Annotated in this window: 20 protein-coding genes and 1 tRNA gene; 10 read left to right on the top strand and 11 right to left on the bottom strand. The window is 70.0% G+C overall.

Annotated elements, in window-relative coordinates:
- Positions 1-160: 160 nt before the first annotated feature.
- From ACX114_RS12495 to ACX114_RS12485, 3 genes are all read left to right on the top strand, one after another.
- Complete coding sequence (locus tag ACX114_RS12495; protein ID WP_459300138.1) at positions 161-2,101, top strand: ABC transporter substrate-binding protein; 1,941 nt, start codon at positions 161-163, stop codon at positions 2,099-2,101.
- Positions 2,102-2,207: 106 nt separating this feature from the next.
- Positions 2,208-2,280 (top strand) — tRNA-Gly (locus tag ACX114_RS12490).
- A 741-nt stretch (positions 2,281-3,021) separates the two neighbouring features.
- Positions 3,022-4,680: a DUF4135 domain-containing protein gene (locus tag ACX114_RS12485; RefSeq protein WP_459297872.1), complete on the top strand. Its 1,659-nt coding sequence runs from the start codon at positions 3,022-3,024 to the stop codon at positions 4,678-4,680.
- Between the two features lie 6 nt (positions 4,681-4,686).
- Here the strand turns inward: ACX114_RS12485 and ACX114_RS12480 are convergent, their stop codons facing one another.
- A complete protein-coding gene (locus ACX114_RS12480; RefSeq protein ID WP_459297870.1) occupies positions 4,687-5,931 on the bottom strand; it encodes a hypothetical protein in 1,245 nt (414 codons plus the stop codon).
- A gap of 117 nt (positions 5,932-6,048) precedes the next feature.
- Between ACX114_RS12480 and ACX114_RS12475 the strand changes: the two genes are divergently transcribed.
- The gene (locus ACX114_RS12475; RefSeq protein ID WP_459297868.1) at positions 6,049-7,083 is read left to right on the top strand and encodes a PA0069 family radical SAM protein; all 1,035 of its coding nucleotides are present in this window, start codon (positions 6,049-6,051) and stop codon (positions 7,081-7,083) included.
- Positions 7,084-7,100: 17 nt separating this feature from the next.
- On the opposite strand, the gene ACX114_RS12470 is transcribed toward ACX114_RS12475, so the two are convergent.
- From ACX114_RS12470 to ACX114_RS12460, 3 genes are all read right to left on the bottom strand, one after another.
- On the bottom strand, positions 7,101-7,349 hold the full coding sequence (locus ACX114_RS12470) for a GlsB/YeaQ/YmgE family stress response membrane protein (RefSeq protein ID WP_459297866.1): 249 nt from the start codon (positions 7,347-7,349) through the stop codon (positions 7,101-7,103).
- Between the two features lie 26 nt (positions 7,350-7,375).
- Positions 7,376-9,511 carry a M13 family metallopeptidase gene (locus tag ACX114_RS12465; protein WP_459297864.1) on the bottom strand — a complete coding sequence of 712 codons (2,136 nt, stop codon included), beginning with the start codon at positions 9,509-9,511 and terminating at the stop codon, positions 7,376-7,378.
- 231 nt (positions 9,512-9,742) lie between these two features.
- Positions 9,743-10,306, bottom strand: coding sequence for a chalcone isomerase family protein (locus ACX114_RS12460; protein ID WP_120564097.1), 564 nt, complete (start codon positions 10,304-10,306; stop codon positions 9,743-9,745).
- Positions 10,307-10,671: 365 nt separating this feature from the next.
- Here ACX114_RS12460 and ACX114_RS12455 point away from each other — a divergent pair, with 365 nt between their 5' ends.
- Genes ACX114_RS12455 through ACX114_RS12445 form a run of 3 tightly spaced genes read left to right on the top strand, consistent with a single transcriptional unit; the run spans position 10,672 to position 16,105 of the window.
- Positions 10,672-12,273 (top strand): C39 family peptidase, encoded by a 1,602-nt coding sequence (locus ACX114_RS12455; RefSeq protein ID WP_459297862.1) that lies wholly within the window; start codon positions 10,672-10,674, stop codon positions 12,271-12,273.
- A 27-nt stretch (positions 12,274-12,300) separates the two neighbouring features.
- A complete protein-coding gene (locus tag ACX114_RS12450; RefSeq protein WP_459297860.1) occupies positions 12,301-13,092 on the top strand; it encodes a sigma-70 family RNA polymerase sigma factor in 792 nt (263 codons plus the stop codon).
- A 7-nt stretch (positions 13,093-13,099) separates the two neighbouring features.
- Complete coding sequence (locus ACX114_RS12445) at positions 13,100-16,105, top strand: tetratricopeptide repeat protein (protein ID WP_459297858.1); 3,006 nt, start codon at positions 13,100-13,102, stop codon at positions 16,103-16,105.
- A gap of 469 nt (positions 16,106-16,574) precedes the next feature.
- On the opposite strand, the gene ACX114_RS12440 is transcribed toward ACX114_RS12445, so the two are convergent.
- The 7 genes from ACX114_RS12440 to ACX114_RS12410 all read right to left on the bottom strand — a co-directional run bounded on the left by ACX114_RS12440 (position 16,575) and on the right by ACX114_RS12410 (position 22,143).
- The gene (locus tag ACX114_RS12440; RefSeq protein WP_459297856.1) at positions 16,575-17,330 is read right to left on the bottom strand and encodes an HvfC/BufC N-terminal domain-containing protein; all 756 of its coding nucleotides are present in this window, start codon (positions 17,328-17,330) and stop codon (positions 16,575-16,577) included.
- Entirely contained in the window at positions 17,327-18,175 is an 849-nt protein-coding gene (gene bufB, locus ACX114_RS12435) for an MNIO family bufferin maturase (protein ID WP_459297854.1), read from the bottom strand. Before bufB ends, ACX114_RS12440 begins: the two co-directional genes overlap by 4 nt.
- A gap of 118 nt (positions 18,176-18,293) precedes the next feature.
- Positions 18,294-18,560 carry a hypothetical protein gene (locus ACX114_RS12430; protein ID WP_120580712.1) on the bottom strand — a complete coding sequence of 89 codons (267 nt, stop codon included), beginning with the start codon at positions 18,558-18,560 and terminating at the stop codon, positions 18,294-18,296.
- A gap of 58 nt (positions 18,561-18,618) precedes the next feature.
- Complete coding sequence (locus tag ACX114_RS12425) at positions 18,619-19,242, bottom strand: YceI family protein (protein ID WP_459297852.1); 624 nt, start codon at positions 19,240-19,242, stop codon at positions 18,619-18,621.
- A gap of 93 nt (positions 19,243-19,335) precedes the next feature.
- Positions 19,336-20,754 (bottom strand): hypothetical protein, encoded by a 1,419-nt coding sequence (locus tag ACX114_RS12420; protein ID WP_459297850.1) that lies wholly within the window; start codon positions 20,752-20,754, stop codon positions 19,336-19,338.
- 125 nt (positions 20,755-20,879) lie between these two features.
- Entirely contained in the window at positions 20,880-21,614 is a 735-nt protein-coding gene (locus ACX114_RS12415) for a TetR/AcrR family transcriptional regulator (RefSeq protein WP_459297848.1), read from the bottom strand.
- 4 nt (positions 21,615-21,618) lie between these two features.
- Positions 21,619-22,143 (bottom strand): PaaI family thioesterase, encoded by a 525-nt coding sequence (locus ACX114_RS12410; RefSeq protein ID WP_459297846.1) that lies wholly within the window; start codon positions 22,141-22,143, stop codon positions 21,619-21,621.
- An 80-nt stretch (positions 22,144-22,223) separates the two neighbouring features.
- On the opposite strand from ACX114_RS12410, the gene fabF reads away from it, so the two are divergent.
- The 3 genes from fabF to ACX114_RS12395 all read left to right on the top strand — a co-directional run bounded on the left by fabF (position 22,224) and on the right by ACX114_RS12395 (position 26,269).
- A complete protein-coding gene (gene fabF / locus ACX114_RS12405; protein WP_459297845.1) occupies positions 22,224-23,474 on the top strand; it encodes a beta-ketoacyl-ACP synthase II in 1,251 nt (416 codons plus the stop codon).
- Positions 23,475-23,790: 316 nt separating this feature from the next.
- Positions 23,791-25,398 (top strand): helix-turn-helix domain-containing protein, encoded by a 1,608-nt coding sequence (locus ACX114_RS12400; protein ID WP_459297843.1) that lies wholly within the window; start codon positions 23,791-23,793, stop codon positions 25,396-25,398.
- A 1-nt stretch (position 25,399) separates the two neighbouring features.
- Positions 25,400-26,269, top strand: coding sequence for a tetratricopeptide repeat protein (locus ACX114_RS12395; RefSeq protein ID WP_459297841.1), 870 nt, complete (start codon positions 25,400-25,402; stop codon positions 26,267-26,269).
- The last annotated feature ends 11 nt before the right edge of the window (positions 26,270-26,280 follow it).

The raw sequence follows: 26,280 nt of genomic DNA, 5'->3' as shown, positions 1-26,280 counted from the left end.
GGCTCCAGTCCGGGTGTGCACCTTCCGTTCGCACCGGACCGGGCGTTCTCCACGTGACGCCCCGGTGGCACGGATGAAAGCGGCCCGCCGGGGGTTGGGGGTGCTTGACACCCGGACACGCCCAGGCCGACAAGGCGGACCGACCGAGGAGGAAGACGTGATGCGACGTTGGGGCTGGGTCTGTGTCCTGGGGCTGCTGGGGGTGGCCTCGTGCAAGAAGGACGTGCCGGCGGAGGTGCCGGACGCGGGCGTGGAGGAGACGGGCCCCGCCGCCCTCACGGAGAAGGAGCCCAACGAGCGGCCCGACCAGGCGCTGGCCGTCACGCGCGACAGCGTGGTGACGGGTGGCCTGGCCGCGGAGCCCAACAAGCTGGACGAGGACTGGTACCGGCTGGCCCCCGGCACTCCGCGCATCGCGGACGTGACGGTGACGGGCCTGCCCGGCGGGGACGTGAAGCTGGACGTCTACGACCAGGACCGCAACCGGCTGGTGGGCGTGAACAGCGAGGGCGAGGGCAAGGGAGAGCGCCTTCCGAACCTCTACGTGGAGAAGGAGCGCTGGCTGGTGGTGTCGCCCGCGCGCAAGGGCATGGGCGGGGCGTACACGCTGGAGGTGAAGTACCGCCAGCCCAACGACGGCGAGGAGCGCGAGCCCAACGACCGCGCCGTGGACGCCGCCGCGCTGCCGCTGGGGCAGACGGTGACGGCGTTCCTGGGGCACTCCGGAGACGAGGACTGGTACCGGGTGGAGCTGCCCGGCCCCGCCACCCCCGAGGGTGAAGTCCCGGCGGTCCAGGACAGCGGAGCACCGGTCCCGGGTGCGCCGGCTCCGGGTTCGACGCCCGCCGCCGTGCCGCCGCCGTCCGTGCCGGACGAGACGCCGGTCATCGACGACACCGCGGCCCCCTCCCCCGAGGGCACGTTCGGAGGCGGAGAGCCGCCCGCGCCGCCGCCCGAGGGGGCGATGCCCACGGCGCCCGGGGAGCTGGCCGGAGTGGCCGCGGCCCAGGCGGTGGACGCGGGCATGCCGCCGCCCGAGCCCGAGATTCCCTCGGTGGCGCTGAAGATCGAGCTGTCCGCCGTGGAGGGCGTGCGGCCGGAGATTTCGGTGCTGTCCGCCGCGGAGGCGCCGCTCTTCACGCTGCAGGGCAAGGAGGGCGAGCCGCTCGCGCTGCGCAACATCGGCGTGAGGGCCACGGACCGGGTGGTCTACGTGGTGGTGAAGGGCGGCTGGACGGGCACGGGCAAGGCGCAGCGGCGCACGTACAACGCGCAGGTGCCCTACACGCTGACGGTGTCCCAGGAGGAGGCGGGGGCGCACGCGGAGCTGGAGCCCAACGACGAGCTGCTCAAGGCCACGCCACTGACGAGCGCGGGCTTCCGAGAGGGCTTCCTGTCGCCCAAGTCGGACGTGGACCACTACGTGCTGAACGCGCGCGAGCCGGTGCTGGCGAAGGTGGAGCTGTCGGGCGTGGACCGCCTGGACCTGACGCTGTCGATGGTGGAGCCGCCGCAGGGTGACGGCCAGAAGGAGACGGTGCTGCTCAAGGCCAACGACGGCGCCATCAAGGAGCCGGAGCGGCTGAACAACGTGGCGTGCAGCGGCACCTGCTACTTCCGGGTGGAGGGCTCGTTCCGGAAGGTGAACGGCAAGTTCGTGAAGGACTTCGAGAACGCGGACCAGCCCTACCGCATCAGCGTGACGACGGTGCCGGACAACGGCAGCGAGGAGCGCGAGCCCAACAACACCGCCGACCGCGCGCAGGACCTGACGTTGGGCAAGGCGGTGCGCGGCACGGTGTACCCGGCGAAGGACGTGGACTACTTCCGCGTGGACCTGTCCGACCGGCCGGTGCGCACGGCCATCACCGCGACGCTGCTGGGCATCCTCAAGGTGGACGTGGGGCTCTACCTGCACCGCGTGCAGCCGGACGGGAAGCTGACCCTGGTGCAGACGTCCGACCGGGCCAAGGGCGACCAGCCGGAGACCATCCGCTACAGCGCGGAGCCGGGCGTCTACGTCTTCGAGGTGCGCGACGCGAAGAACCGCGAGGCGAACTTCCAGGACTCGTACCAGCTCACCGTCGAGGAGGGGGAGTAGTAGCCCCGCGTGCGCGGAGACCTTCCCACTGGAAGACCCAGGCGATTCTTCCCGTTGACAAGGCAGGGCCTCGCCCCTACTTTGGGTCCCGCTTCACGCAGCGCCTGCGGTGGTAGCTCAGTTGGTAGAGCACGAGCTTCCCAAGCTCGGGGTCGAGGGTTCGAATCCCTTCCGCCGCTCTGAAGAGACAAAGGCCGGTGGTTCCTTCGCGGAACCACCGGCCTTCGTGTTTCCGGGCCCCCGGGTTCGCGCGCTCCCCACGGTCACCAGGCAGGCAGCCGTCCCAATTGGAGAGGGATTGCCATGCAACGCATTCCATTCCCCGCGAATGCGCATGACAGCCCCCACGCTCTCCTCTCGAATGGCCGCGAACCCCCTCACTGCGGGTCCGTCTGTGTTTGACATTGCGCAATCCCAAACGCATCGTGGCTTCGCAGCAAAGGCAGAACAACCCAGGAAAGGCGCCCCCAATGAAGAGCATGTTCAAGCTGTTCGCTCTCGCAGCCGCTGTGTTGTCGCTCCAAGCATGTGGTGTCGCGGAAGCCCAGGACTCCGCCCAGGCCCCTCGGGAGGAAGCCGCATCCCTGAAGTCCTCGCCGGGTGAGGAGATCCGCCAGACGAACCCTGGCCCCCAGGGCGCGGCCGCCGCTGAATGCAAGGGCGACGATGGCAGCACCTGCAACTGTGGGCCGGGCGTCGCCTGCATCTCTACGTCGAGTGGTTGCTGCTGCGGCTGCACGGTGGAGAACCCCCAGTCGCCCCAGCAGCCGACCACGGACACCCAACAGACCCGTTGAGTCCACGCGGAGGCCCTGACGGAGGGAGTGCTCCCCCTCCGACAGGGGATGGATGGCTCGCACTGAAGGGCAGGTAGACTGCCTGGCAGTGAACGTTGCCGTTCCTCCCCTGGGCCCTCCGCCATGTACGAGACCGAGATCAACGACGCGCTGAACGAAGTGACGACGTTCATGGGGACGGCGGTCATCCAGGGCGCGCCCCCGCGCGTGGACGCGGTCAAGCCGTTCATCAAGGACGCCCTCAAGCAGGTCGTGAGCCAACTGGCGGGCGCGCTCAAGCTGGCGGGGTTCCAGAACCTGACTGGCACCCTGCTGGCGAACAACTTCCTCCACCGCACGGCCATGGACCTCTACGGCCCCTGCTCCGCCGCCGCCGGGCTGTCCGCGCGCAGGGAGTGGGGCGCGGTGGACAACGCCTGGAACCTGCGCCCGCTCAGCTTCGCCTGGAGCGTGGGCCGCAACGCGCTGGGTTCGGTGAAGACGCTCGCGGAGACGCCCACGGACCGCGTCTGGCGGATCATCCAGGACCTGGTGCGGGCCCACGTGGACTTCGGCGCTTCGCTGGTGGGCCGCATCATGGGGGACCGCGCCCTGCTCCAGAACGCCTTCGGCATCACCGGAGGCCTGGCCGACGTGAACGTCACCGGCAGCGATCCCCACCACGCGGGCCACCGCGTCGCGCTGCTGCGGTTCTCCTGCGGCGGGCGGGTCGTCTACAAGCCGTCCGACCTCACCTTCCAGTTGCTGCTCATGGGCGACCCGCAGTCGTACCTCCTCTGCCGCACGCACTACCCCGCCCTGATGCCGTACACCGACAGCCTCTTCACCACGCTCGACGCGGACCTTCCGGCCATCCGCATCGTCGCGTTTCCGCACGCGCGGGGTGAGTACGGCTACATGCAGATGGTCGCGAAGACGCGGCAGATTGCCCTGGTGGATCAGCCCACGTACTTCCGGAAGCTGGGCCGGCTCATCACGGTGTCGGCGGTGTTCGGCATCACCGACCTCCATCACGAGAACGTGATGGCCACGGCGCAGGGTCCCCACCTCATCGACGCGGAGATGGGCTTCAACTACCCGGGGCCGAATGACAACCCCATCGCCCACGCCGCGCTGTCCCAGGTGCTCCGCATCGCCCCGCCGCCGCACAGCATGGTGGGTGGCGTCTTCACCACCGACCTCTACCGGGGCCAGTGGCAGGCCAGCAACGTGTCCGCGCCCTACGATCAGACGGAGGTCAACGCGGGGTTCAGCACCGCGCCCAACGGCCCCTGGGTCCAGGCCGTCACGTACCCGAACGAAATCCTGGCCGGCATCCGCGAGGAGGTGGACCGCATCGTCACCGCCCTCAACACGGGCCGGGTGGACGCCTGGCTCAACCAGTTCCAGAACGTCGCCCCCATGGCGCGCGTGCTCCTGATGACGACGGACATGTGCCGCGCGCACGCGGAGGGCATGACCCAGAACATGAACGGCACCCTGAGCACGGAGGCCCATGCCATTGGCCAGGGCCTGTTCGACTGGCTGACGTGGTACGGCGGCCAGCACAACGCGGTCCCCGGGGCCCTGTTCGAACCCCACCACCGCCAGCACCTCTTCACGCCCCTGCGGGCCCAGGGCGTCACCTACGTCGCCGCGACCGCGCAGGGCGTGACGGTGGCGAACCTCACGGAGGTGCGCAACAAGCTCAACCCGCTGCGGGGCGCCATGGGCCGTCCGCAGCTCAAGACGAAGCTGCGCACGGCCCTGGAGACGACGCTCGGGTGCGGCCCGCTGCTCTGACGCGCCTCAGCGGCCGTCCGGTTCGCAGACGTAGTCGTATTCGTACGTCGTCGTGACCTTCTCGCTGGCCCCGTCGCGGTCCTCCCGCCGGAGGATGCGGCCATCCTCCGCGTAGCGGTACTCCGAGACGGAAACCGTCTCGAATGAGGCGCCGTCCGTCCCCACCTGCTTCGTCCGGAGGATGCGCAGCAGGCGTCCGTCGTCCCCATACTGGTATTCCATCACCAGCGGCCTGTACGTCCCCTCGTCGCCGTCCACGTGCGGTCCGACTTCGTAGCGCTCCAGCCTCCCATCAGGGCCGTAGCTCCAGCGCTTCTCGGTGCCCTGCGCATCGACGGACCGAACCCTCCGTCCTTCCGAGAACCCCTTGAGCCCGAGCAGCGCTCCCGTGGGGCCACGGCGGCTGACCTCCGTCAGCGCTCCCGCCGCGTCGTAGCGGCGCTCCTCGCGGAACTGCAGCCCCTTCTCCGGGTCCGGGGACATGCCCTCGGCGCCCAGGATGCGGCCCTGCGCGTCCAGGGTGTACCGCTGCGTCAGGGTCGTGTGGCTGTAGCCCGAATAGCTCCACGTCGTCGTGGCGCCGAGCAGCCACCCCCGCGCATCGCGCTCCATGACCATCTCGGCGATCGAATTGAAGTGCCCGTGCTCCCACCGCAGGAGCTGTCCGTCCGCCGCGCGCGTCCAGATGTCGTCGTAGTTGGCCATGGACCCGGCTGGCATCATGTAGTGGGCCACGAACCGGTGACACGCGTCGTACTTGAAGCCCTCGTACCAGTCGGGGAAGGTCAGGAACGAGTCCAGGCGCCCGAGCGCATCGTGCTCCAGTTGGTAGTCCCCGGAGCTGTACGGCGTCGTGTCCCAGACGCGGCAGGGACGCGGAATCGCGCGCCGCGCGTGGCCGGGACGCAAGGCGTCACAGGCGTCGGGAGACAGCTCGCAGAACAGCTCCCGGGGCCGCTCCTCGACGAGCCCCTCGTCCGGCGTGCGCCCCAGGTCCAGCGGAGGACAGGACGCCTCCTGAGGTGGCGGTGGCGGCACCTCTTCCTCCGAGGGCTCCGTGGGCGGAGGCGCCGCCTCCTGGGGCTCCTGCGACGACCCCGACCCCGGTGGGGGTGGCTCCACGTCGACGGGAGTCACCTCCTCGGGAGGGACGTCCACCGGCGGCCCTTCGTTCACTTCCGTCTGGGAGCCACAGCCCACCGCCCCCAGCCACACCGCCACGCCCAACGACGCCCACTTCCACCGGACCATCCCGCTGCCCTCCTGTCGAGGATTGGCGCGAAGCTGAGGACGGTCCACCATGGGTTCAAGTCCCGTGCGACGGTCAGTCGCCTTGACTGAACGGGCATTCAGCATCACCCTGGGTGGGTGAAGGCCCGCCCTGTCGACAATCCGCCCAACCCCTGGGCGAGCACCGCGGTGGAGTACCTGGACGAGATTCCCCCCGCGCGCCTGGAAGTCTGGGAGGACCACAGCCGCTCCATCATCGCGAGCAACGACAGCCCCGACGTGTGCTTCTCCTGGAGCGTCAACCCGTACCGGGGCTGCCTCCACGCCTGCGCCTACTGCTACGCGCGCCCCACGCACCAGTACCTGGACTTCGGCGCGGGCACCGACTTCGAGACGCGCCTCGTCGTCAAACCCAACGCCCCGGAGCTGCTGCGCGAAGCCTTCGACCGTCCGTCGTGGAAGGGAGAGACGGTCGTCTTCAGCGGCGTCACGGACTGCTACCAGCCCCTGGAGGCGTCGCTCCGGCTCACCCGCCAGTGCCTGGAGGTCTGCGCCGAGTACCGCAACCCCGTGGGCATCGTGACCAAGGGCGTGCTGATTGAACGCGACCTGGACGTGCTCCAGCGGCTGGCGGCACAGACGCGGCTGTTCGTGAGCATCAGCCTCCCCTTCCACAACGAGGAGCTGGCGCGCGCCATGGAGCCGCTCGTCGCCACACCGAAGCGGCGCCTGGCCACCATCCGCAAGCTCACGGAGGCCGGCATCGACGTGGCCGTGTCCGTGGCCCCCATCATCCCGGGCCTCAATGACGAGGACATCGCGCGGGTGCTCGCTTCGGCCCGTGAGGCCGGCGCCACGCGCGCGCACTACACGCTGTTGCGGCTTCCCGGCCCCGTGCAGGCCGTGTTCGAGGAGCGCCTGCGCACGAAGCTGCCCCTGAGAGCGGACCGGGTGCTGCACCGCATCCGCGAGACGCGCGGCGGGGAGCTCACCGACAGCCGCTTCAAGCACCGCATGCGCGGCGAAGGGCTCTACGCGCAGACCATCCACCAGCTCTTCGCGACGGCGGCGCGCAAGGTGGGCATGCGCGCGTCATCCGTCACGGAGGCCGCGCCGGACACCTTCCGGCGTCCCGCGCGGCCCTCCACCTCACCCCAGCTGTCGCTCTTCTAGGCAGCGACGCTGGAGCTCTATTTCCGGATGGCTTGCAGGATGGACAGCAGGATGACCGCGCCCACCGTGGCCACCAGCAGCGAGTACAGGTTGAAGCCCGTCACGCCGCTGCCACCGAAGAAGCTGAACACCCAGCCGCCCAGCATGGCACCCACGATGCCGGCGAAGATGTTGGCGAACATCCCCATCCGGGCGTTGGTGCCCTTGATGATGCTGGCCAGCCAGCCCGCGATACCGCCCAACACCAGCCACGAGCAGATAGACATGCCGTCCTCCAGGTAGGGCCGAAGCCTTACCAGACCTCACAGCGGTTCGCAGCGGGCGCCACCATCGGCGAGCCCGCGGGGCAGGAGAAGGCCTGCTGGAACTGCGGCAGGTTCACGTCCGGCCCCTTCACGCGCAGGAACGCCGGCGAGTGCGAATCCGTCAGCGCCCGCTGCCGCGCAGCTTCATTACGAATCTTCGAGCACCACGATTGCGCGTGCGCGAGGAAGAACTGCTGCCCCGGCGTGAAGCGGTAGGAGTTCGCCTTCGCCGCCTGGTCCGGGTGCTTGGCCAGGTAGGCCTCCATGGCCGCGTACGCCAGCTTGAGGCCACCCAGGTCCGCGACGTTCTCGCCCAGGGTGAGCTTGCCGTTCACCTTCACGTCGTCCACGGCGGTGTACTGGTCATACTGGTTCTTCACGCACGACACGCGCTCGCGGAAGGCCTTGTCCGACGCCGGGGTCCACCACGTACGCAGGTTGCCGTCCGCGTCGAACTGGCGGCCCTCGTCGTCGAAGCCGTGGGTGATTTCGTGGCCCACCACCATGCCCATGGCGCCGAAGTTCACCGCCGCGGACGCGTCCCGCCCGAAGAACGGCGGCTGGAGGATGCCCGCCGGGAAGACGATCTCGTTGGTGGCCGCGTTGTAGTAGGCGTTCACCGTGGGCGGGGACATGAACCACTCCTGCCGGTCCACCGGCTGGCCCACCTTGCGCAGCTGGCGCGCCTGCTCGAAGGCGTCCGCCGCCAGCAGGTTGTCCAGGTACGAGTCGCGCGACACCGTCAGCCCGTCGTAGGTGCGCCACTGGTCCGGGTAGCCGATCTTGTTGGTGATCTTCTTCACCTTCACCAACGCCTGGGCCTTGGTCTCCGCGTCCATCCAGGACAGCGTGTCCAGGTTGCGCTCGAAGGACTGCTCAATCTGCTGGACCATGTCCAGCGTGGTGGCCTTGCCGTCCGCGCCGAAGGTGCGCGCGATGAAGGGCTTGGCCAGCGCGTGCGGCAGCGCGTCGTCCGTGGCGTCCACGCACTTCTTCCAGCGCGCCAGGTCCGCCTTGGCGCCGGTGAGCACCGTGGACTCGAAGCGGAAGAACTCGTCGCGCAGCGCCTTGGGCAGCGCCGTCTGCACGTCCTTCACCAGGTGGTAGGAGAGGTACGGCCCCATGTCCGTCGGGCGCTGCTGACGCACCAGCGCGGACACCTCCGAGAAGAACTTCGGCTCCGTCACGTTGAGCGCTTCACCCGCGGGCAGCCCCACCTCCGCGAAGTAGGTGTCCCACTGGAAGGCGGGCGCCAGCTTCTTCAGGCCCTGGCGCTCCAGGCGGTGGTAGACCTTCTCCGGCTCGCGCCGCTCCTCCTTGGGCAGCCGCGCGTTGGCCAGGCGCGTCTCGATGGCGAGGATGCCAATGGCCTTGCGGCTGGCCACGAAGGGCGCGTCGCCCAAGAGCTCGAACACCTTCTGCACGTGCGCCTGATAGGCGTTGCGCGCCTCGCGCATCTTCACGTCGGGCTTGAGGTAGTAGTCGCGGTCCGGCAGGCCCAGGCCCCCGGCGTCCACGATGGCGATGACCTGCGTGGCGTCCTTCTGGTCCTGATCCGACCCCACGCGGAACAGCGCGTTCACGTCGCGCGCGTGCAGCCACGCCACCGCGCTGGCCACCGCCTGCGGGCTCTTCAGGCCATTGAGCTTCGCCAGGTACGTGCGCAGCGTGGGCAGCGACTGCTCCAGCTTCGCCTCGTCCATGCAGGAGCCGTAGAAGTCCCCCAGCTTCTTCTCTTCCGGGGTGCCCTCGCCCTGCCCTTCCGCGGCCTTCGTGAGGATGTCGCGCAGCACGGTCTGGTTGCGCTCGGCCACCGTCTCGAAGCCGCGGCTCCAGCGCGCGCGCTCGGCGGGGATCTCCGTGGCCTTCAGCCAGCCGCCACACGCGTACTGGTAGAAGTCGTCACAGGGGTTCACGGACGGGTCCATCACCGCGGCGTCCAGGCCCGGGGGCATGGGGCGCTCGGACATGGGCACGGCGGGGGCCTCCGGCGCGGGCGTGGCCGGCGCGGCGGCGGCCACGGGGGCCGGGGAGGAGGCCTGGGGCGGCTCGGGGGTGGGCTCCGCCGTCTTGCAGGCGGCGCCAAGGACACAGGAGGCGGCGAAGAGGGCCAATCGCTTCAAAGCGTTCTCCAGCACGGACAAGGGGTGAGAATCCGGCGCGCATCAACCCCTGATGCACGGGGGCATTCCAGCTTCAACTCATCCGCGTGTGACAGGGGCGCCGTCCGCTGTCCACCATTGAAGCAATGGCGGGGCCGCGAAGAAACGACGGCGCCCCGCGAAACGCCCCTTCCGTGAAGAAGGGTCGCTCCGGGGGCGCGCGCGAGACTCCGGGTGAAGCGTGGAGGAGCGTCAGTCCTCCTTGCCGAGGATGCCGTCCTTGAGGCCGCTGTCCACGGGGTCCTTGCCCAGCCACACGGAGAAGAGCGCGTCCGCGAAGTCCTTGCCCTCCACGTCGATGGACTGGCCGCCGGTCACCTGCACGGTGGTGCCCTTGCCCGGCACGTAGGTGAGGTTGAGCTCCTGGCCCTCCTTCACCTCCGCGGGGATGGCGGCCTTGAAGGCGTCCAGCCGCGCCTGGAGCTTGGGCATGTTCGCGCCCGCGCTCTTCTTGAAGCCGTTCTCGATGGCCTCGGTGATCTGATCCTTCTTGAGGTCGCGCTTCATGAACATGCGCACGCGCTTCACTTCATCCGCGTTGAGCAGCGCGGTGGCGTCCTGCGTGGGGTTCTCCACGTAGAGGCCCAGCGTGTAGACCTTGAAGATGGCCTTCTTGCGCAGGCCCACGCCGTTGAGCTTCAGCTCCTTGCCGGCCACGGTGGCGGTGTCCGGGTACTTCACACCCGCGATGTCCTTGGCCATGACGGGCGCGGCGAGGGTCAGCGACAGCAGCACGGCGGTCAGCGTCTTCTTCATGGGAAAAACCTCCGGGTGGGTTTCCTGCGCGATGTTGGACGCAAACCTACCCATGCGTCTTCACGAAAGGATCCGCGAAGGGCGCCGGCGCTTTGACGTGCTGCGGCGAAGCGCCCGGAAGATGACGTTTCCCCGCGTGGGAATTCCAAGGTCTCCACTCAAAGACAGACGCCGCTTGAGACATTGTTTCAACCGTCCCGACAGGTAGACGGGGCGGGCTGGATTAGTGGCTCATCTTTCCTTTATTTTTCTTCAAGCCACTGAATTCACTGGGGTTTTCTCTTCCGCCAAATCATCCCGGAGGCACGAAACAACAATTCGCATTTTATCGACAAACATTTCAAACGCTGGCTTCGGAGTTTGAAATGACCATCCGCTCTCTCCTCTCTTCCCTGTCTCCTTCCCGTTCCTCCCGTCCCATTCCCGTGGCGAACCCCGCGCCGGGCTCGGCTGGCCGTGCCCCTGTCGCGCATCGCGCGCCGGACGGCTTCGAGCCTCGGGGGCCCGTCCTTCCGCAAGCGCCCCGCCCTTCCGTGGAGGACCTGCGCGAGGCCGTGCTGCGCTCCAAGCTCAAGGACGCCGCGGGCGCGCTTCGCGACGGGAAGGAGAACCTCGGTGACGTCCTCCGGCAGGCCGTGCTGCGCGAGCGGCTGCGCGACGTGGGCGCGGCCCTGGCTCCGCGGGCTCCGGCCACGACGAGCTACACCATCCAGCCGGGTGACACCGTGGGCGACATCGCCTGGAACCTGATGCAGCAGGGCGTGCCGGGCCCGGTGGAGGCCATCGCGAATCAGATCGTCCAGCTCAACGGCCTCACCAACCCGGACCTGATCATCGCGGGCGAGACGCTCCAGCTCCCCACGGCTCCGGGCTCCGCGCCGGGCATGCCTGGCGCTTCCCCGGGCACTCCGGGGACGGGCGCCCCTGGCGGTTCGGCGCGGCCCGGTGAGCGCTACCCCGTTCCGTCCATCAAGCAGATGTCGTCGCAGGGCACCGAGGACGACTGGAACCAGCAGTCCAACTGCGGCCCCACCACGATGGCGATGATCCTCAAGGGCTACGGCATCGGCACGGAGATGTCCGACGGCGCGTTCATCAACCAGTTGGGCCAGGGCGTGGGCATCACGTCGGCGGGCGTGGGCTACGCGGACATCCAGCGGATGGCCGCGAACAACGGCCTCACGTCGGAGGTCAACCCGGGCACGGACGTGGGCTGGATTGAAGAGCAGCTCGCGTCCGGCAACCTGGTGGCCGTCAACGGCGAGAGCCACGTGATGCTGCAGAACGAATCACCGCCGTTCACCTCCGGCAGCTTCAGCGGCGGGCACTGGATCGCCGTCACGGGCATGACGCCCGAGGGCAACTTCATCGTGCATGATCCGTCCAGCACCGTGACGGAGATGACGCCCGGGGAGCTCCAGCGCTTCCTCGGCGAGCACCAGTACGGCGGCTACTCCGTCGCCATCCATCCGCCCGCTGGCGTGGCGCCCACCGACTCGCAGGGGCAGGCGCTGGAGTCCGTGCGGCTGGCGCCGGGCGCCATGTCGATCGCGGAGTCCGGCTTCGCGGGCCAGGGCGAGTTCCTGATGCAGATGGCGGAGAAGTACGACGTGCCCATCGACCTGGCGCTCGCGATGCTGTGGAAGGAGTCGCAGTGGGGGACCGCGGGCGCGTCCGTGGGGGCAAACAACCCGGGCAACCTCAAGTTCGTGGGCCAGGAGGGCGCCTATGAGGCCTTCACGTCCCCGGATGCCTACGGCAGCTTCGCGGGCTGGCCCACGCTGGAGCAGGGCATCGAGGCGTATTTCAAGCTGCTGGGGACGCATTACCGCGCCGAGCTGGACAGCGGCGACTGGACGGCGTTGGTCAACCGCTACGCGCCGCCGTCGGAGAACGACTCCGGCCTGTACGTCCAGCAGGTGACCGACTCCGCGGCCGAGGTCCGCCGCCAGCTCGGAATCGGGTAGTCCCCTCCGGCTAGACTCCCCTGCCCCATGGAGCCGTCCGCCCCCGCCGACGCCGTCTATCTCCGGGCCCGCGCCGCGTGGCCTGGGGTGGAGCTCTCGCGCGAGGACTTCCTCGCCCACCTCGCCGCGCGAACGACGGCCGCGGGCGGTGCACCGCTTCCACACGCGGAGGACCTGTTCCTGGCGTGCGCGTGCGCACGGGGATTGCCCACGGCGCTCGCCCACTTCGAGCGCCAGCACATCCCCGCCGCGCGTCAGGCCCTGGCCCGCCGGGGCATCGCGCCGGACGTGGTGGACGAGGCGCTGCAACGGCTGCGGGAGCGGCTCCTGCTGCACCGGCCAGACGGGCCTCCGCGCATGGCGGAGTACGACGGCCGTGGACCGCTGGAGGCGTGGGTGCGCACCGTCGCCCTGCGACTGGCGATGACCGAACTGCGCGAGCGCGCCGCGCGTCCGGCCGAAGCGCTGCTCCCCACGCTGCTGCCCGCCGGGGACGCATCCTTCGCCGCGCTGAAGCACCGCCACCACGCGGACATCGAGGCGGCCATCGCCTCGGCGCTCGCGTCGCTGGAGCCCCGGCAGCGCACCATCCTCCGGCTGCACCTGGTGGAGAACGTGGGCGTGGAGGACATTGGCCGGGTGCATGGCGTGAGCCGCGCGACCATGACGCGCTGGCTGAAGGACGCGCGCGACACGCTCGCGGAGCGGACCCACGCCGAGCTGCGCCGCCGGCTGGACGTCGATGCCCCGGAACTGCACAGCCTGGCCCTGTCGCTCCTGAGCGGACTGGACCTGAGCGTGCGCCACCTTCTGCGCTGAGGCCGCCATGACCTGTCCCGACGAGAACACCCTCCTGGCGTACTGCGCGCGCTCGCTCGGCGCAGTGGAGGCGCGCGCGGTGGAGGCGCACCTGGATGCGTGCTCCACGTGCCTCGCGCTGGTGGCGGAGGCGGCGCGGGGCAGCGACCCGTCCACCCTGCTGGAGGTGAAGCCCCCGGAGCGTCCCGACACGGGCCGCCTCCGTGTTCCGGACGCGGAGCTCCAGCGAGGCACCGTGCTGGGCCGCTACGTCGTCATCGACCGGTTGGGCTCCGGAGGAATGGGCGTGGTGTTGAGCGCGTATGATCCGCAGCTCGACCGCAAGGTGGCGCTCAAGCTGGTGCGCTCGCTCCAGGGTGACGGCGCACAGGAGCTGGAGCAGCGGCTCCTGCGTGAGGCGCAGGCGGTGGCGCGGCTGTCCCATCCCCACGTCATCACCGTCTTCGACGTGGGCACGGTGGACGGCCGGCTCTTCATGGCCATGGAGTTCATCGAAGGCCGCACGCTGCGCCAGTGGCTGAAGGAGCAGCCGCGCACGTGGCGCGAGGTGCTCGGCGCGTTCCGGCAGGCGGGCCAGGGCCTGGCGGCGGCGCACGCGGCGCAGCTCATCCACCGCGACTTCAAGCCGGACAACGTGCTGGTGGATGACCGGGGCCGCGTGCGGGTGACGGACTTCGGGCTCGCGCGGTTGCCGGAGGGTTCCCCGGCCCTGCCCCCGGAGTCGCTGCCCGAGGGCGTGACGCCCACGCCCGGCCCGGTGGACCTCACCCGCACGGGCTCCATCATGGGCACGCCCGCGTACATGCCGCCCGAGCAGTGGAAGGGCGAGCCCGGTGACGCGCGCGGTGACCAGTTCAGCTTCTGCGTCGCGCTGTATGAAGCCCTCTTCGGCGTCCGTCCCTTCGCCAGGGGACAGCCCCCGGACTTCAGCCGCATCCAGGCACCGCCGAAGGAGACCGGCGTGCCTGCGTGGGTGCGCCGCGCGGTGGTGCGTGGGCTGAGCGTGTCGCCCGCGGACCGCCATCCGTCCATGGACGCGCTGCTGGAGGCCCTGTCGAAGACCCCGACCCACAGGCACGCCTGGTTGGCGCTGGGCTCCGGCGCGCTCGCGATGGTGGGAGCGCTCGTGCTCATGTCGAAGGGCGCGTCCGACCCTTGCGACGGCGCGCCCTCGCGCATGGCGACGGTCTGGAGCGCGGCTCGCGGCGAGAACGTGAAGCGGGCCCTGGCGGCCACTGGCAGCCCGCTGGCCTCGGAGGCCGCGGACGCGGTGGTGCGCAACCTGGAGGACTACGCGCGGAGCTGGGAGCAGGGCTACGTCCAGACCTGTCAGTCCACGCGCGTGCGGCAGGAGCAGCCGGAGTCCGTGCTGGCCCTGCGCATGGCGTGCCTGGACTCACGGCTGCAATCGCTGGGCGTGTTCGCGGACGTGCTGGAGCACGCGGACGCGCCGCTCGTGGCGAAGGCGGCCGAGGCCTCGCAGAAGCTGCCGCGCGTGTCGGACTGCGCGCGCGTGGAGTCGCTCCTCGCGGTGGTGCCGCCGCCGGAGGGCCCCGGCGTGGCCGCGAAGCTCACGGATGCACGCGCGAAGCTCGCCCGCGCGCAGGTGCTGCTGGAGACCGGGCGCTATGTCCAGGGCCTGGGGGATGCCCAGGCCGTGCTCGCGGTGGCGCGCGAGCTTTCGTACCGGCCGCTGGAGGCGGAGGCCCTGCACGCCATGGGCTGGTTCGAGCTGCGGCTGGCGCACTACGCGGAGGCCGAGCAGCGCTGGACCGAGAGCATGCGCGCGGCGCTCGCCGGCCGGCATGACCTGCTCGCGGCACGCTCGGAGACGGACCTCGTCTTCGTGACGGGCTACGAGTTGGAGCACGCCGACCGGGGCCTGGAGCACGCGGCGCAGGCGCGGGCGCTGCTGGAGCGCACCGGCCCCGCGGAGGAGGTGGAGGCACAGATTGAGCACAACCTGGGCGCGGTGGCCTTTGGCGAAGGGCTGCTGCCCCAGGCTCGCGAGCACTTCGAGCGTGCCGCCGCGATCCGCGAGCGCGTCCTCGGCGCGGATCATCCGGAGACGGCGAAGAGCCGCACCAACGTCGCGCGGATCCGGCTGCGTCAGGACGCGCCCGGCGAGGCCCTGGCGCTCTACCAGCGCGTGCTCGACATCCAGCGCAAGCGGCTGGGCGCGCGCCATCCCGCGGTCGCGGACACGCTCGTGCTGATGGGCGAGGTCCGCCAGCGCCTGGAGGGACCGGCGCCCGTCGTGCCGCTCTACACCGAGGCCCTGGAGATCCGGAGCACCATGCTCGGGGACACGCACCTGGACACGGTGCGGCTGCACAACCAACTGGGCCTCGTCCACGAAGCGATGGGCACGTTCGCGCTCGCCCGTCAGGATCATGAACGCGCGCTCGCGCTCACCGCCCAGGCGTTCGGCGAGGACCATGTCGAATACGCGCTGTCGCTCGAATACCTGGCCCAGATGGAGGAACAGCAGGGCGCGCTGCCGCAGGCACTGGAGCGCTATGCGAAGGTCCTGGCCCTCCAGGAGCGGCTGTCCGGCTCCCGGAGCAACGCCACCCTGCGCGTGCGCGAGGAGCGGGCCCGGGCGCTTCGCAAGGCCGGCCAGGCGCGGGAGGCCGCGGTGGAGCTGGAGCAGGTGCTCGCCGCGCGCGAGGCCACGGATGGCCCCCGCCACGCGATGCTCGTCTCCGGCCTGACGGAGCTGGCCCGGACCTGGCTGGACCTGAAGGAGCCGGGGAAGGCCCGCGTGGCCGCCCAACGCGCCCTGGACATCATCCAGCCCCTGGGCTGGAACGCCGTGCGCACCGCCGAGCTCCAGTTCGAGCTCGCTCGCGCACGGTGGGACGCGGGCGAGGACCGGGCGCAGGCGCTCGCGCTCGCGGATCAGGCGCTGATCACCTTCCAACAATCCGGCCCGACGTGGCGCACGCAGGCTGAAAACGTCCAGCGTTGGCAGCAGGCCCGGCGCCCTTCACCCGCTGCCGCAACTCGTTGATCCGTCCTTGGATAATGAGAAGTCCTTCCCCTCTGGAGTGGCCATGAGCTTCCTCTCGCGTCTCACGCTCTTCCCTCCGCGCCCGCCCGCGGCGCCGAATCCAGTCCAGCCGCCGAAGGGCGGACACGTGCACAAGGATCCTTCCGGACCGGGCGGCCAGGGCATCGTCGTGGATGTCTTTGACCCCAACCGGGTGGCACTGGCTTCCACCGGAGGATCCGCCACGGTCCGCCTGGCCGCCCAGCCCGCCCGGGGCGTGGTGGAAACCCAGTCACGGGCCGCCAATGACCCAAGCGGGCCGGGTCGGGGAAAGATCGTCGTGGACCTGATCGGGGCCAAGCTCCTCATCCTGGTTCGGATGATGCTGGCGCTCATGCTCGGAAGGTCGGCTTCGCCCCCGACCACGCCCCCGCCTACGCCTCCGCCCACCCCCTGAGCCGCAGGACGGGCGGGCGGCGCATCGCGCGCCTCAGCTCGGAGACGCGCTGTCCGAAGCGCGTGCCTCGGGGAGCAGCACGAGGCCATCCTTCGCGAAGCGCATGACCTCCGCGTGGAGGTCCGCGGCGGACATGCCGGTGGCCTGGACGACGGCCTCTTCGGACAGGCCCTCCACGGCCATCTTCAGCACCAGCAGCGCGGGCGGCGTGGCCTCCATGTAGAAGGTCATCAGCCGCTCCGGATGGCGCCAGAGCAGCGCCAGCTCCTCCCCTTCCGCCGGCACGCTCTCCGCGCCCCGGGCCCGCACGAACGCGCAGAGCCGGTAGGGATGCTCCAGCACCGTGAGCGTGGGGTTGGGCGACAGGCGGTCGACGGCGTCCGGGAGGTCCTCCTCGGAGGCGAACACCGCGAAGTCCGTCCACTCGAAGCGCGCGAGCGCGGGCAGGAACGGCGGCAATCCCTTCGCGGCGGCGGCGTCCGAGACGAAGGGCGCGAAGCCCTCGCCCAGGCGGTTGAGCTCGTAGTGCCGCGCGGGGCGCGTGCGGGTGTAGCCCTCCACCAGCGCGTCCCACGCCTCCGGCGTCACCGCCTTGCGCGTCAGCGGGAAGAGCTTCTCCAGCGTGGAGCGCACGTGGCCGCGCACGAACTGGCCATAGAGCGCCATGCGCTCCGGATCCACGTCCCAGCCCGGGTGCGACGCGGACAGCTTCAACAGCCCTTCCGCGCCAGGAGGCCCGGCGAGGTACGCGTCCATGCTGTCGAAGAAGTGCTTCAGCGACGGCTTCATCGCGCACCCTCCGCGAGCACGGCGCGCGCCCGGTCCGCCTCGTCCAGCACTGCGTCCAGGGACGGGATGGCCTGGTCCCATTCCATCAGCGTGGACACGGGGCCGGTGCGCTCCAGCGTGTAGCGGTACAGCGACCAGACGTCATCGCAGACGCGGTCGCCGTGCGTGTCGATGAGGACCGTCTCGCGCACGTCGTGGCCGGCCAGGTGCACCTGCACCACGCGCTCCAGGGGCAGCGCGTCCACGAAGGCGCGCGGGTCGTAGCCATGATTCTTCGCGTTGACCCAGACGTTGTTCACGTCCAGGAGCAGCCCGCAGTCCGCGGCCTCCACCACCTGGCGCAGGAAGTCCGCCTCCCTCAGCGTGCCGCCCGGCATGGCCGAGTAGTAGCTGGGGTTCTCCAGCAGGAAGGGGCGCTCCACGCGCGCCATCACCTCGCGCACGCGCGGCACCACGTGCTCCACCGCGGCCTCCGTGAAGGGCAGCGGCAGCAGGTCATGCAGGTGCACGCCGCCCAGCCGCGAGTAGCACAGGTGGTCCGAGAAGAACGGCGCGTCCAGCCGCTTCACCAGCGCGGCCAGGCGGGTGACGTAGTCGTCATCCAGCGCGTCCGGCCCGCCGATGTTCAGGCCCACGCCGTGCGGCAGTAGCGTCCAGCGCTCGCGGCACGCGTCCAGGGCGCGCTGGGAGCGGCCGCCCAGCGTGAGGAAGTTCTCCGGGATGATCTCTACCCAGTCCAGCGCGCGCGGCGTGCGCGGCAGCGCTTCGTAGAAGTCGCGGCGCAACCCGATGCCCGCCCCCAGCGGTTTCAATCCATGGCGGTCTGCGTAGCGGGGGAACGGCATGCGGCGCTCCTGCGAGTCAGGGACAGAAGGTGGAAACAACACGGGCGGCAGGAAGGACTCTTCCCGCCGCCCGCGAGCCTGGGAGGAGACCTGTCACGCAGGCCCTCCCGGGGAGTGACTACTTCTTGCCGCTGCAGGAGCCAGCGCCGCAGGAGCCGGCGCCACAGGAGCCCTCGGCGCCCTTCTCAGGGGCCGCGGCGGGGGCGGCGGCGGGAGCGGCCGCGTCGGCCGGCTTGTTGCTGCAGCTGGCCTCGGCGCCTTCCGCCGCGCCCGGCGAAGCGGCGTGCACCTTGCTGCCCTCCGCCGCCTTGTTGGACGCACAGCCGGTGGCCAGCGCGCCGAGGGACAGGGTGCCGACAACCGCCGCAAGAGCCTTGACGTTCATGTGTTGCTTCCTTTCGTACCGCGTGGGGTGTGACTACGGGGGGACTGACGACAAATCGCTACGGCTTGAACTGCGTGGAGCCCCAGGCGTCGACCGTGACCTCGGCCCGCTCGCCCACCTTCAGCAGCAGCGCCTCGGTGCGCTTGATGCCGTAGGCCTCCAGGGGAATCTGGAACTTCGCGCGCACGCGCAGCAGCTCGCCCGCGGCGCGGTTCTTCGTCTCGGCCGTCTCCTGGAGGTACGTGGCCGTCACCTCCACGGGCTCCTCGCGCGTGACGCCGTGGATGGTGAAGGTGCCCTTCGTCTTCAGCACCACCGGCTTCGCGTTGGCGAGCGGCGCGGGCAGGGCCAGGTCCTTGAACTCGAAGACGATGTCCGGGTGCTTCGCCGCGTCCAGCCAGCGGTCGTTCTGCAGGTGGCCGTCGCGCGTCTCGTTGCCCGTCTTGATGGACTTCACCGGCACCTGGAAGCGGCCGCTGGCCTTCTGGCCCTTCACGTCCACGCGGCCCGTCACCTGGTTGGACAGGCCGTTGATGACCTCCAGCGGCGCGTCCAGCACGAACATCACCGTGTCGCGGCTGTTCGGATCATGGAAGACGAAGTGCTTGTCGGAAGCCGCGGGCTCCGCGGCGGACGCGGACAGCGACAGGGTGGCGGCGAGCATCAGGACGCTGCGGAACATGGCGGACCTCATCTACGGATGCCGCGAACCTCGCGGATGCATGCGATACGCGACAGCCGGGAATTGGTTACGGCCCTTTCTCTTTCCAGGTGTTCACCCCGCGTCGTCCGGGGTCCGCTCGCCGTCCAGTGCCTCACGCAACCCACTGCCCGGCGCAGCATGGAGCTTGACGCCGCCTGGGTCAATTCGGACGCCCAGGTCTTCGAGCAGCGGGTCCAACGCAGCGAAGGCAGGCCCTGAAAGGTGACGGGCGAGCAGCGCGTCGAACAGCGGCTGGCCCGCGACCGTGTCCACGGCGTCACCAAAACTTTCGAGCGTCGCGGTGGGACCGCGCGTGGCGAGCAGCTCCAGCACGTCCTCCAGCCGTGCGCGGCCGTTCGTCACGCGGCGCAGCTCCACGTCCAGGTGGAGCGCGAAGAGCGCGCCGGTCCAGTAGATGCCCATGAAGTTCCGCTGCTCGGCGACGACCTCCTTCATGGGGCGTGAGCGCGAGGCGGCCCGACCGCGAGCGAAGCCGTTCACCAGTTCCTGCCAGGCCTGCTGGGCCGACTGGCGTCCGGAGCGCGCGCGGGCGAGCTCCGTGTAGTAGGTGGCCAGTCCCTCGGTGAGCCAGGCCACCCGGGGCACCAACGCCGGGTGCGTCAGGTGCAGCATCTCGTGGACCGCGACCCAGTCCTTCGCGAAGGACGCGGCGGTGGCGTCCTGCCCCACGAGGATGGAGATGCTGGGCGGCGAGCTCCACAAGGTCATGCCGAAGACTCCGGGCGTGTCGTCGCCGGGCACGGGCACGACGCGCACGGTGACGCGCGGATAAGGGAAGGACTTGCGCACGGTGACGACCTCACGCCCGGCCTGCTCCAGCCACGCGCAGATGTCCGCGTCCGTCAGGTGCGTGAACTCTCCCAGCAGCGCGACCTCCAACACGGAGGCACCGACGTGCACCTGGCACCGCCTGCCGCCGAAGGAATGGAAGCCCGCGTCGATGAGGTCCTCACCGCGCAGGTGGTAGACGCCCCTTTCATCGGGAGTCCATGGCAGGAGCGCGTCCGCGCCGGACACGGTGAGCTCCACGCGCAGGTCGGGCGTCACGCGGCTGGGGGTCAGCAGGTAGGCCTTGCCGCCCACGTGCCACGTGTCGCCTTCCCCCATGCCCCCGAACAAGGACCTGCCGCCCCCTCGGGAAGAGGAGGCCAGCGGGTAGTGATAGCGAAGGCTTCGCGCCCCTTCGGGCACTCGCACGACGCCGTCCCGGGGGAAGATCTCGGCCCTGCTCCCGTTCCCGAACGTCGCGATGACGGAGCTCTCGCGCCCCGGCTGCCGGAAGAGGAATGAGCCAGGGAAGACGCCCGGAGGCGACGGCGGCAGGACGACCTCCACATTCAGGCGTGGCGAGGGGTCGTGCGTGTACGTGATGTCATAGCGGAGGGGCACGTCCTCCCAGGGAGGCGCGAGCGGCACGGAGGCGCACGCCCCCAGCGCGAGAGCGAGCCCCACCAGCCATGCGCGGGCCACCGTCGTCTTCCTTGCGTGCACCCTGCCCCCACGGTCCGCGGTCCGCCCGGAAGGACTCCACGGCGGCCCCCATGCCGTCCAGCCCGGAATGCCGACGCACGGGGACGCGCCCATGAGACTTCCGCTCAGAGGGGCTTCTTCCGCGCGCGGCGCGCGGGCGTGCGCTCCGCCTCCGCGATGGACCCGGCACGGCGCTTCCGGGAAGGCGCCTTCTCGCGCGAGGCGGGAACCCTCCGCGGCGCCGCGTGCGCGCGAGGCACGTCACTCCTGGCGCTCTCCTCCACGGGAGGCCCCGCGACGAGCAGCGCGCGCGCCGCGTCCAACAGCTCCCCCGCCAGCGGCTGCGACGCGGTGGCCCGCGCGAGCGTCATCGCGCCGAAGCACAGCGTCACCGTGGCCAGCATCTGCTGCCGGGGCGTGGCGCCCTCGCGCGCGGGCAGGTGCGTCTGGGCCTGGCCGACCAGGTCCTCCAGGCCCTGGGCGAACGCGGCCTGCACCTCCGGCGCCGCGCGCGTCAGGTCCGACAGGAGCGACGGCATCATGCAGGCCGTGGCGCCCGTGTCCCGGTCGTACTGGTCCAGGTAGCGCCGCGCGAAGCGATCCAGGAACGCCGGCCCCCGCATCCCCTCCAGCCCCGCGAGCCAGCGCGTCCTGTTCGCGGACATGAAGGCGCGCAGCGACTCCGCGAGCAGCGATTCCTTGGAGGTGAAGTGGGCGTAGAAGCCGCCCACCGTCAGGCCCGCGGCCCGCATCACCCGCTCCACGCTCGCACCGCTGAAGCCCTCCGCGCGGAACAGCTTCTCCGCCGCCGCGAGGATGCGCGCGTGCGTGGCCTGCTTGTGTTCAGCGGTGTAGCGCATCGCCCTACTCCTTGCCGCCCGCGCCCGGCGGACGGAACAGCATGCACGTCGTGGTGCCGTGCGCGTAGAGCGTGCCCTTCTCATCCACCAGCCGCCCCTGCGCCGTCGCCACGCGGCCGCCCAGGTGGATGACCTCGCCCCTGCACAACAGTTGTCCCGTGTCGTGCGCGATGCCCTTCACGTAGTTCACGTGAAGCTCCAGCGTGGTGTAGCCCGCGCCCACCGGCAGCATCGTGTGGATGGCGCACCCCATCGCGGAGTCCATCAGCGTCGCGGCCAGCCCGCCGTGCACCATGCCAATGGGGTTGTAGTGGTGCTCGCCCGGCTGCACCGCGAACACCACCCGGCCCTCCTCCACCTCCACCGGGGTGAAGCCCATCAGCTCCGCGATGGGCGGCCCAGGCAGCTCTCCGCGCTGGATGGCGCGCAGGTACTCCAGCCCCGACAGCTTCTTCGCCGCGGAGGCCCCCTCCCGGGGGTCCCGCCACGTCACCGTCCGCGTACGCGGATTCGCTGCTTGCTCGCTCATCGGCGCTCCCTATCGCTTGAACTCATGGAAGGATGGTCATAATACCATCCCGTTCAACATGCGGGGTCAAGGAGTGCGCGATGGAACAGCGGCGCGTCGTGGTGACGGGAATGGGGCTCATCAGCCCGTGTGGCATCGGCGTGGAGAAGAGCTGGGACGCGCTGGTGAACGGCAAGAGCGGCGTGGGGCCCATCACCCTGTTCGACGCAAGCGCGCTGGACTGCCGCTTCGCCGGTGAGGTGAAGGGCTTCAACCCGGAGGACTACATCGAACGGCGCGAGGTGCGCCGCATGGACCGCTTCGCGCAGTTCGCGGTGGCGGCGTCGGACATGGCGCTCGAGGACTCCGGCCTGGTCATCACCGAGGAGAACGCCGAGCGCGTGGCGGCCGTCATCGGCTCCGGCATCGGCGGCATCAGCAGCCTGGAGGAGACCCACCGCAAGGCGCTGGAGAAGGGGCCGGACCGCATCAGCTCCTTCTTCATCCTCCAGATGATCATCAACATGGCGCCCGGCTACATCTCCATGCGCCACGGCATCAAGGGCCCGTCCTGGTCCACCAACTCCGCCTGCTCCACCAGCGCGCACGCCATCGGTGAGGCGATGCGCGGCATCCAGCGCGGCGAGTTCGACGTGGCGCTGGCCGGCGGCGCGGAGGCCCCCATCTCCATGCTGGGCGTGGGCGGCTTCGCCGCGATGAAGGCCCTGTCCAACCGCAACGACGCGCCCCAGGCGGCGAGCCGCCCGTTCGACAAGGACCGCGACGGCTTCGTGCTCGCGGAGGGCGCGGGCATCCTCGTCCTGGAGGAGTACGAGCACGCCCGGGCCCGGGGCGCCCGCATCCTCGCGGAGCTGACCGGCTATGGCGCCAGCTCCGACGCCTACCACGTCACCTCGCCCGCGCCCGGCCACGAGGGCGCCCAGCGCGCGATGAGGGCCTGCCTCAAGGACGCGCGCCTCACCCCCGCGGACATCGGCTACCTCAACGCCCACGGCACCTCGACGGACATCGGCGACGTGCTGGAGATGGAGGGCATCGCGAAGGTGTTCGGCGACGCGGCGAAGGCGCTCGCCATCTCCTCCACCAAGTCGATGACGGGCCACATGAACGGCGCGGCCGGCGCCGCCGAGGCCGTCATCAGCATCCTCGCCCTCACCCGCGGCGTGCTGCCCCCCACCATCAACCTGGAGAACCAGGACCCGCGCATCCCGCTGGACTGCGTGCCCAACACCGCCCGCGAGACGCGCGTGAACGCCGTGATGAGCAACTCCTTCGGCTTCGGCGGCACCAACGTGGCGCTCGTGTTCCAGCGGCTCCCGGAAACGCGTTAATACTCTGTAAAAAATCTGGCGCCCGTTTACTGACTTTTCCCCAGTCCTGTCGCGCCGCGTCAGTCAAGCGTTCACAGCGCGGGGGACGGGCGCCGCCGCCGCACACCCGGAGCGCCTGAAAGCCCCGTGATTACATGGGATTACGTCCCTGTAAGGCCAGGGTGGAGGCAGTCAACCCTTCGCGCGTCGCCTGCGGGACAGCGCTGCAGCGATCCGAAAACGTTCATTGCAAATCGGTAAATCGGTTTGCAGAGTGGATCCAGAGACCCGGTGTCGGAAGCGCGCTTCCTGACGCGGCCCACCGGGGGTTGGAGCCATGAACAACGACAACGCTCTGAATGCGAACGTGGGGCTGAAGCTTCGAGGCCTCCGCTTGCAGCGCAACATCAAGCAGGCGGACGCCGCGAAGGACCTGGGCGTCTCCCCCGCGTACCTGAACCTCATCGAGAAGGGCAAGCGCGTGATGCCCTTCCCGCTCCTGTGGAAGGCGCTGCGCTACTTCGAACAGGACCCCGAGCAGTTCATGTCCACGCTGGGCGAGGGCCGCGTGGACGAGGCCCTGGCGAAGCTCTTGGATGAACCGCTGCTCAAGAGCCTGGACATCGACTCGGAGTCGCTCCAGTCGCTGTCCGCGGAGCCGAAGCTGGCCGGCACCGTGGCCGCGCTGTTCAACCTCTACAAGAACACGCGCACGCAGCTGGAGAACGTGCTCGCGCAGCTCAACGTGGAGGAGCGCACGCGCACGCAGGGCTCCACCTCCGGACTGGGCAGCGCGACGCCGGGCGTCCGCTTCGACTACTCGCCCTTCGACGAGGTCAGCGACTTCCTGGAGAAGCACCGCAACTACTTCCCGGAGCTGGAGGAGCAGGCGGAGGGGCTGCGCCGCGACTTCCGCCTGGAGCAGCAGCTCACCAGCAGCAACCTCATCCGCATGCTGGAGGAGCGCTTCGACTTCAAGGTGCAGATTGAGCGCGCGGCCAGCGGTTCGTCCGTGGTGCGCCGGTTGGATCTGGACACGCGCACGCTCACGCTGTCGCCGGACCTCACGGAGCAGCCGCTGAAGTTCCAGGTGGCCGCGTCCATTGGCCTGATGGTGATGGACCGCGAGAAGCTGGTGGAGCGCATCCTGGGCGCGGGCCGCATGCGCCACGGGGAGACGGAGCGCCTCATCAAGGTGAACCTGGCGAACTACTTCGCCGGCGCGCTGATGCTGCCCTACGGCGAGTTCTTCAAGGAGGTGCAGCGCACGCGCTACGACGTGGAGCTGCTCTCCAACATCTTCGGCACCACCTACGAGACGGTGGCCCACCGCATCTGCAACCTGTCCGACCCCAAGCGCCAGGGCCTGCCCTTCCACTTCCTGCGCGCGGACATCGCGGGGAACATCTCCAAGCGCTACAGCGGCACCGGCATCCGCTTCGCGTCCGGCGGCGGTTCCTGCGCGAAGTGGGCGGTGCACCTGGCGTTCCTCAACCCGTCCCAGATTACGCGCCAGTACTCCATCATGCCGGACGGCACGACGTACTTCTGCTTCGCGAAGGTGCAGCTGCAGCCCATTGAGGGCTCCATCGTGAAGGGCACGGCGTACTCCATCGGCCTGGGCACGCACGCGGAGAACGCGAAGTACCTGGCGTACGGCCTGCCCACCAACGACCTGCGCAAGGACGCCATCCCCAGCGGCATCTCCTGCCGCTTCTGCGAGCGCACGGACTGCAACCAGCGCGCGGCGGCCAGCTACCGCTTCGCGTTCGCCTTCGACGAGTACACGAAGAAGGACTGCTTCTTCTCCCCGCTGCTGGTCCACGAGAAGGAGAAGGCCGAGCGCAACGGAAACGCGGAAGCCGATGGCAACGGTGCTGAACCCAGCGAGAAGCACGATTCGCTGGACAGGGGCGCCCGCCGCCGCAAGGTTCACGAGAACTGACATGCACCCGTCCGACAACGAACGCGCCCACATCCACGACGCCATCCAGAAGCAGAAGAACGCGCTCGCCCCGCTGCGCATCACCGGCTCGCCTTCGGAAGTAGGCCAGGGGCTGGTGGCGCTGGCGGAGCTGTACGGGATGCTGGAGGACCACGCGGCCTCCCGCGAGCACTACGAAGAGGCCTACGGCTTCTTCAAGACCGCGGGCAACAAGCCCGGCCAGGCGCAGGCGCTCTTCGGCCTGGGCGTGGTGAAGGCCTACTTCGAGGATCACAAGAGCGCCATCGAGCACATGGCCACCGCCGCCCTGCTCTTCAACGAGGCGCGCGACCGCGAAGGCGAGGCGCTCTCCCGCGCCTGCATCGGCGAGTCCCTGCGCGCCATGGGCGAGGCCGACGGCGCCGAGGAGAAGTACCAGGAGGCGCTCATCCTCTACCGCCAGACGCGCAACAACGAGCGCATCGCGCGGCTGCTGCTGGACATTGGCGACCTGCGCATGGCCAAGGGCGAGTACGAGCCCGCCAGGAAGCGCTTCCTGGAGGCCGTGCCGCTCTTGGAGCAGGGCGAGGATCCGGAGGCGCTCGCGCTGGGGCACCTGCTCCTGGGTGAGTCCGAGGGCCTCCTGGGCCACCACGACAACGCGCGGCCGCACCTGCTGCGCGCGGTGGACGTGTACGGCGAGCTGCACGACCACGTCTACGAGGCCCGCGCGAGATGGGACCTGGGGCTGTCCTGCTACTACCTGCAGGACTACGCCGCGGCCCGCGAGCAGTTCGAGGCCGTGCTGCCCATGTACGAGGACCTGAAGCAGCACGACGAAGTGGCGAAGGTGAAGAACGTGCTCGCGCACTTCGCCGCGCGCGGCGTGTAGCCCCGCGCGCG

Source organism: Corallococcus sp. M7 (assembly GCF_054512695.1).
Note: the sequence above shows the minus strand (reverse complement) of the source record. Positions and strands in the feature narration are given on the sequence as shown.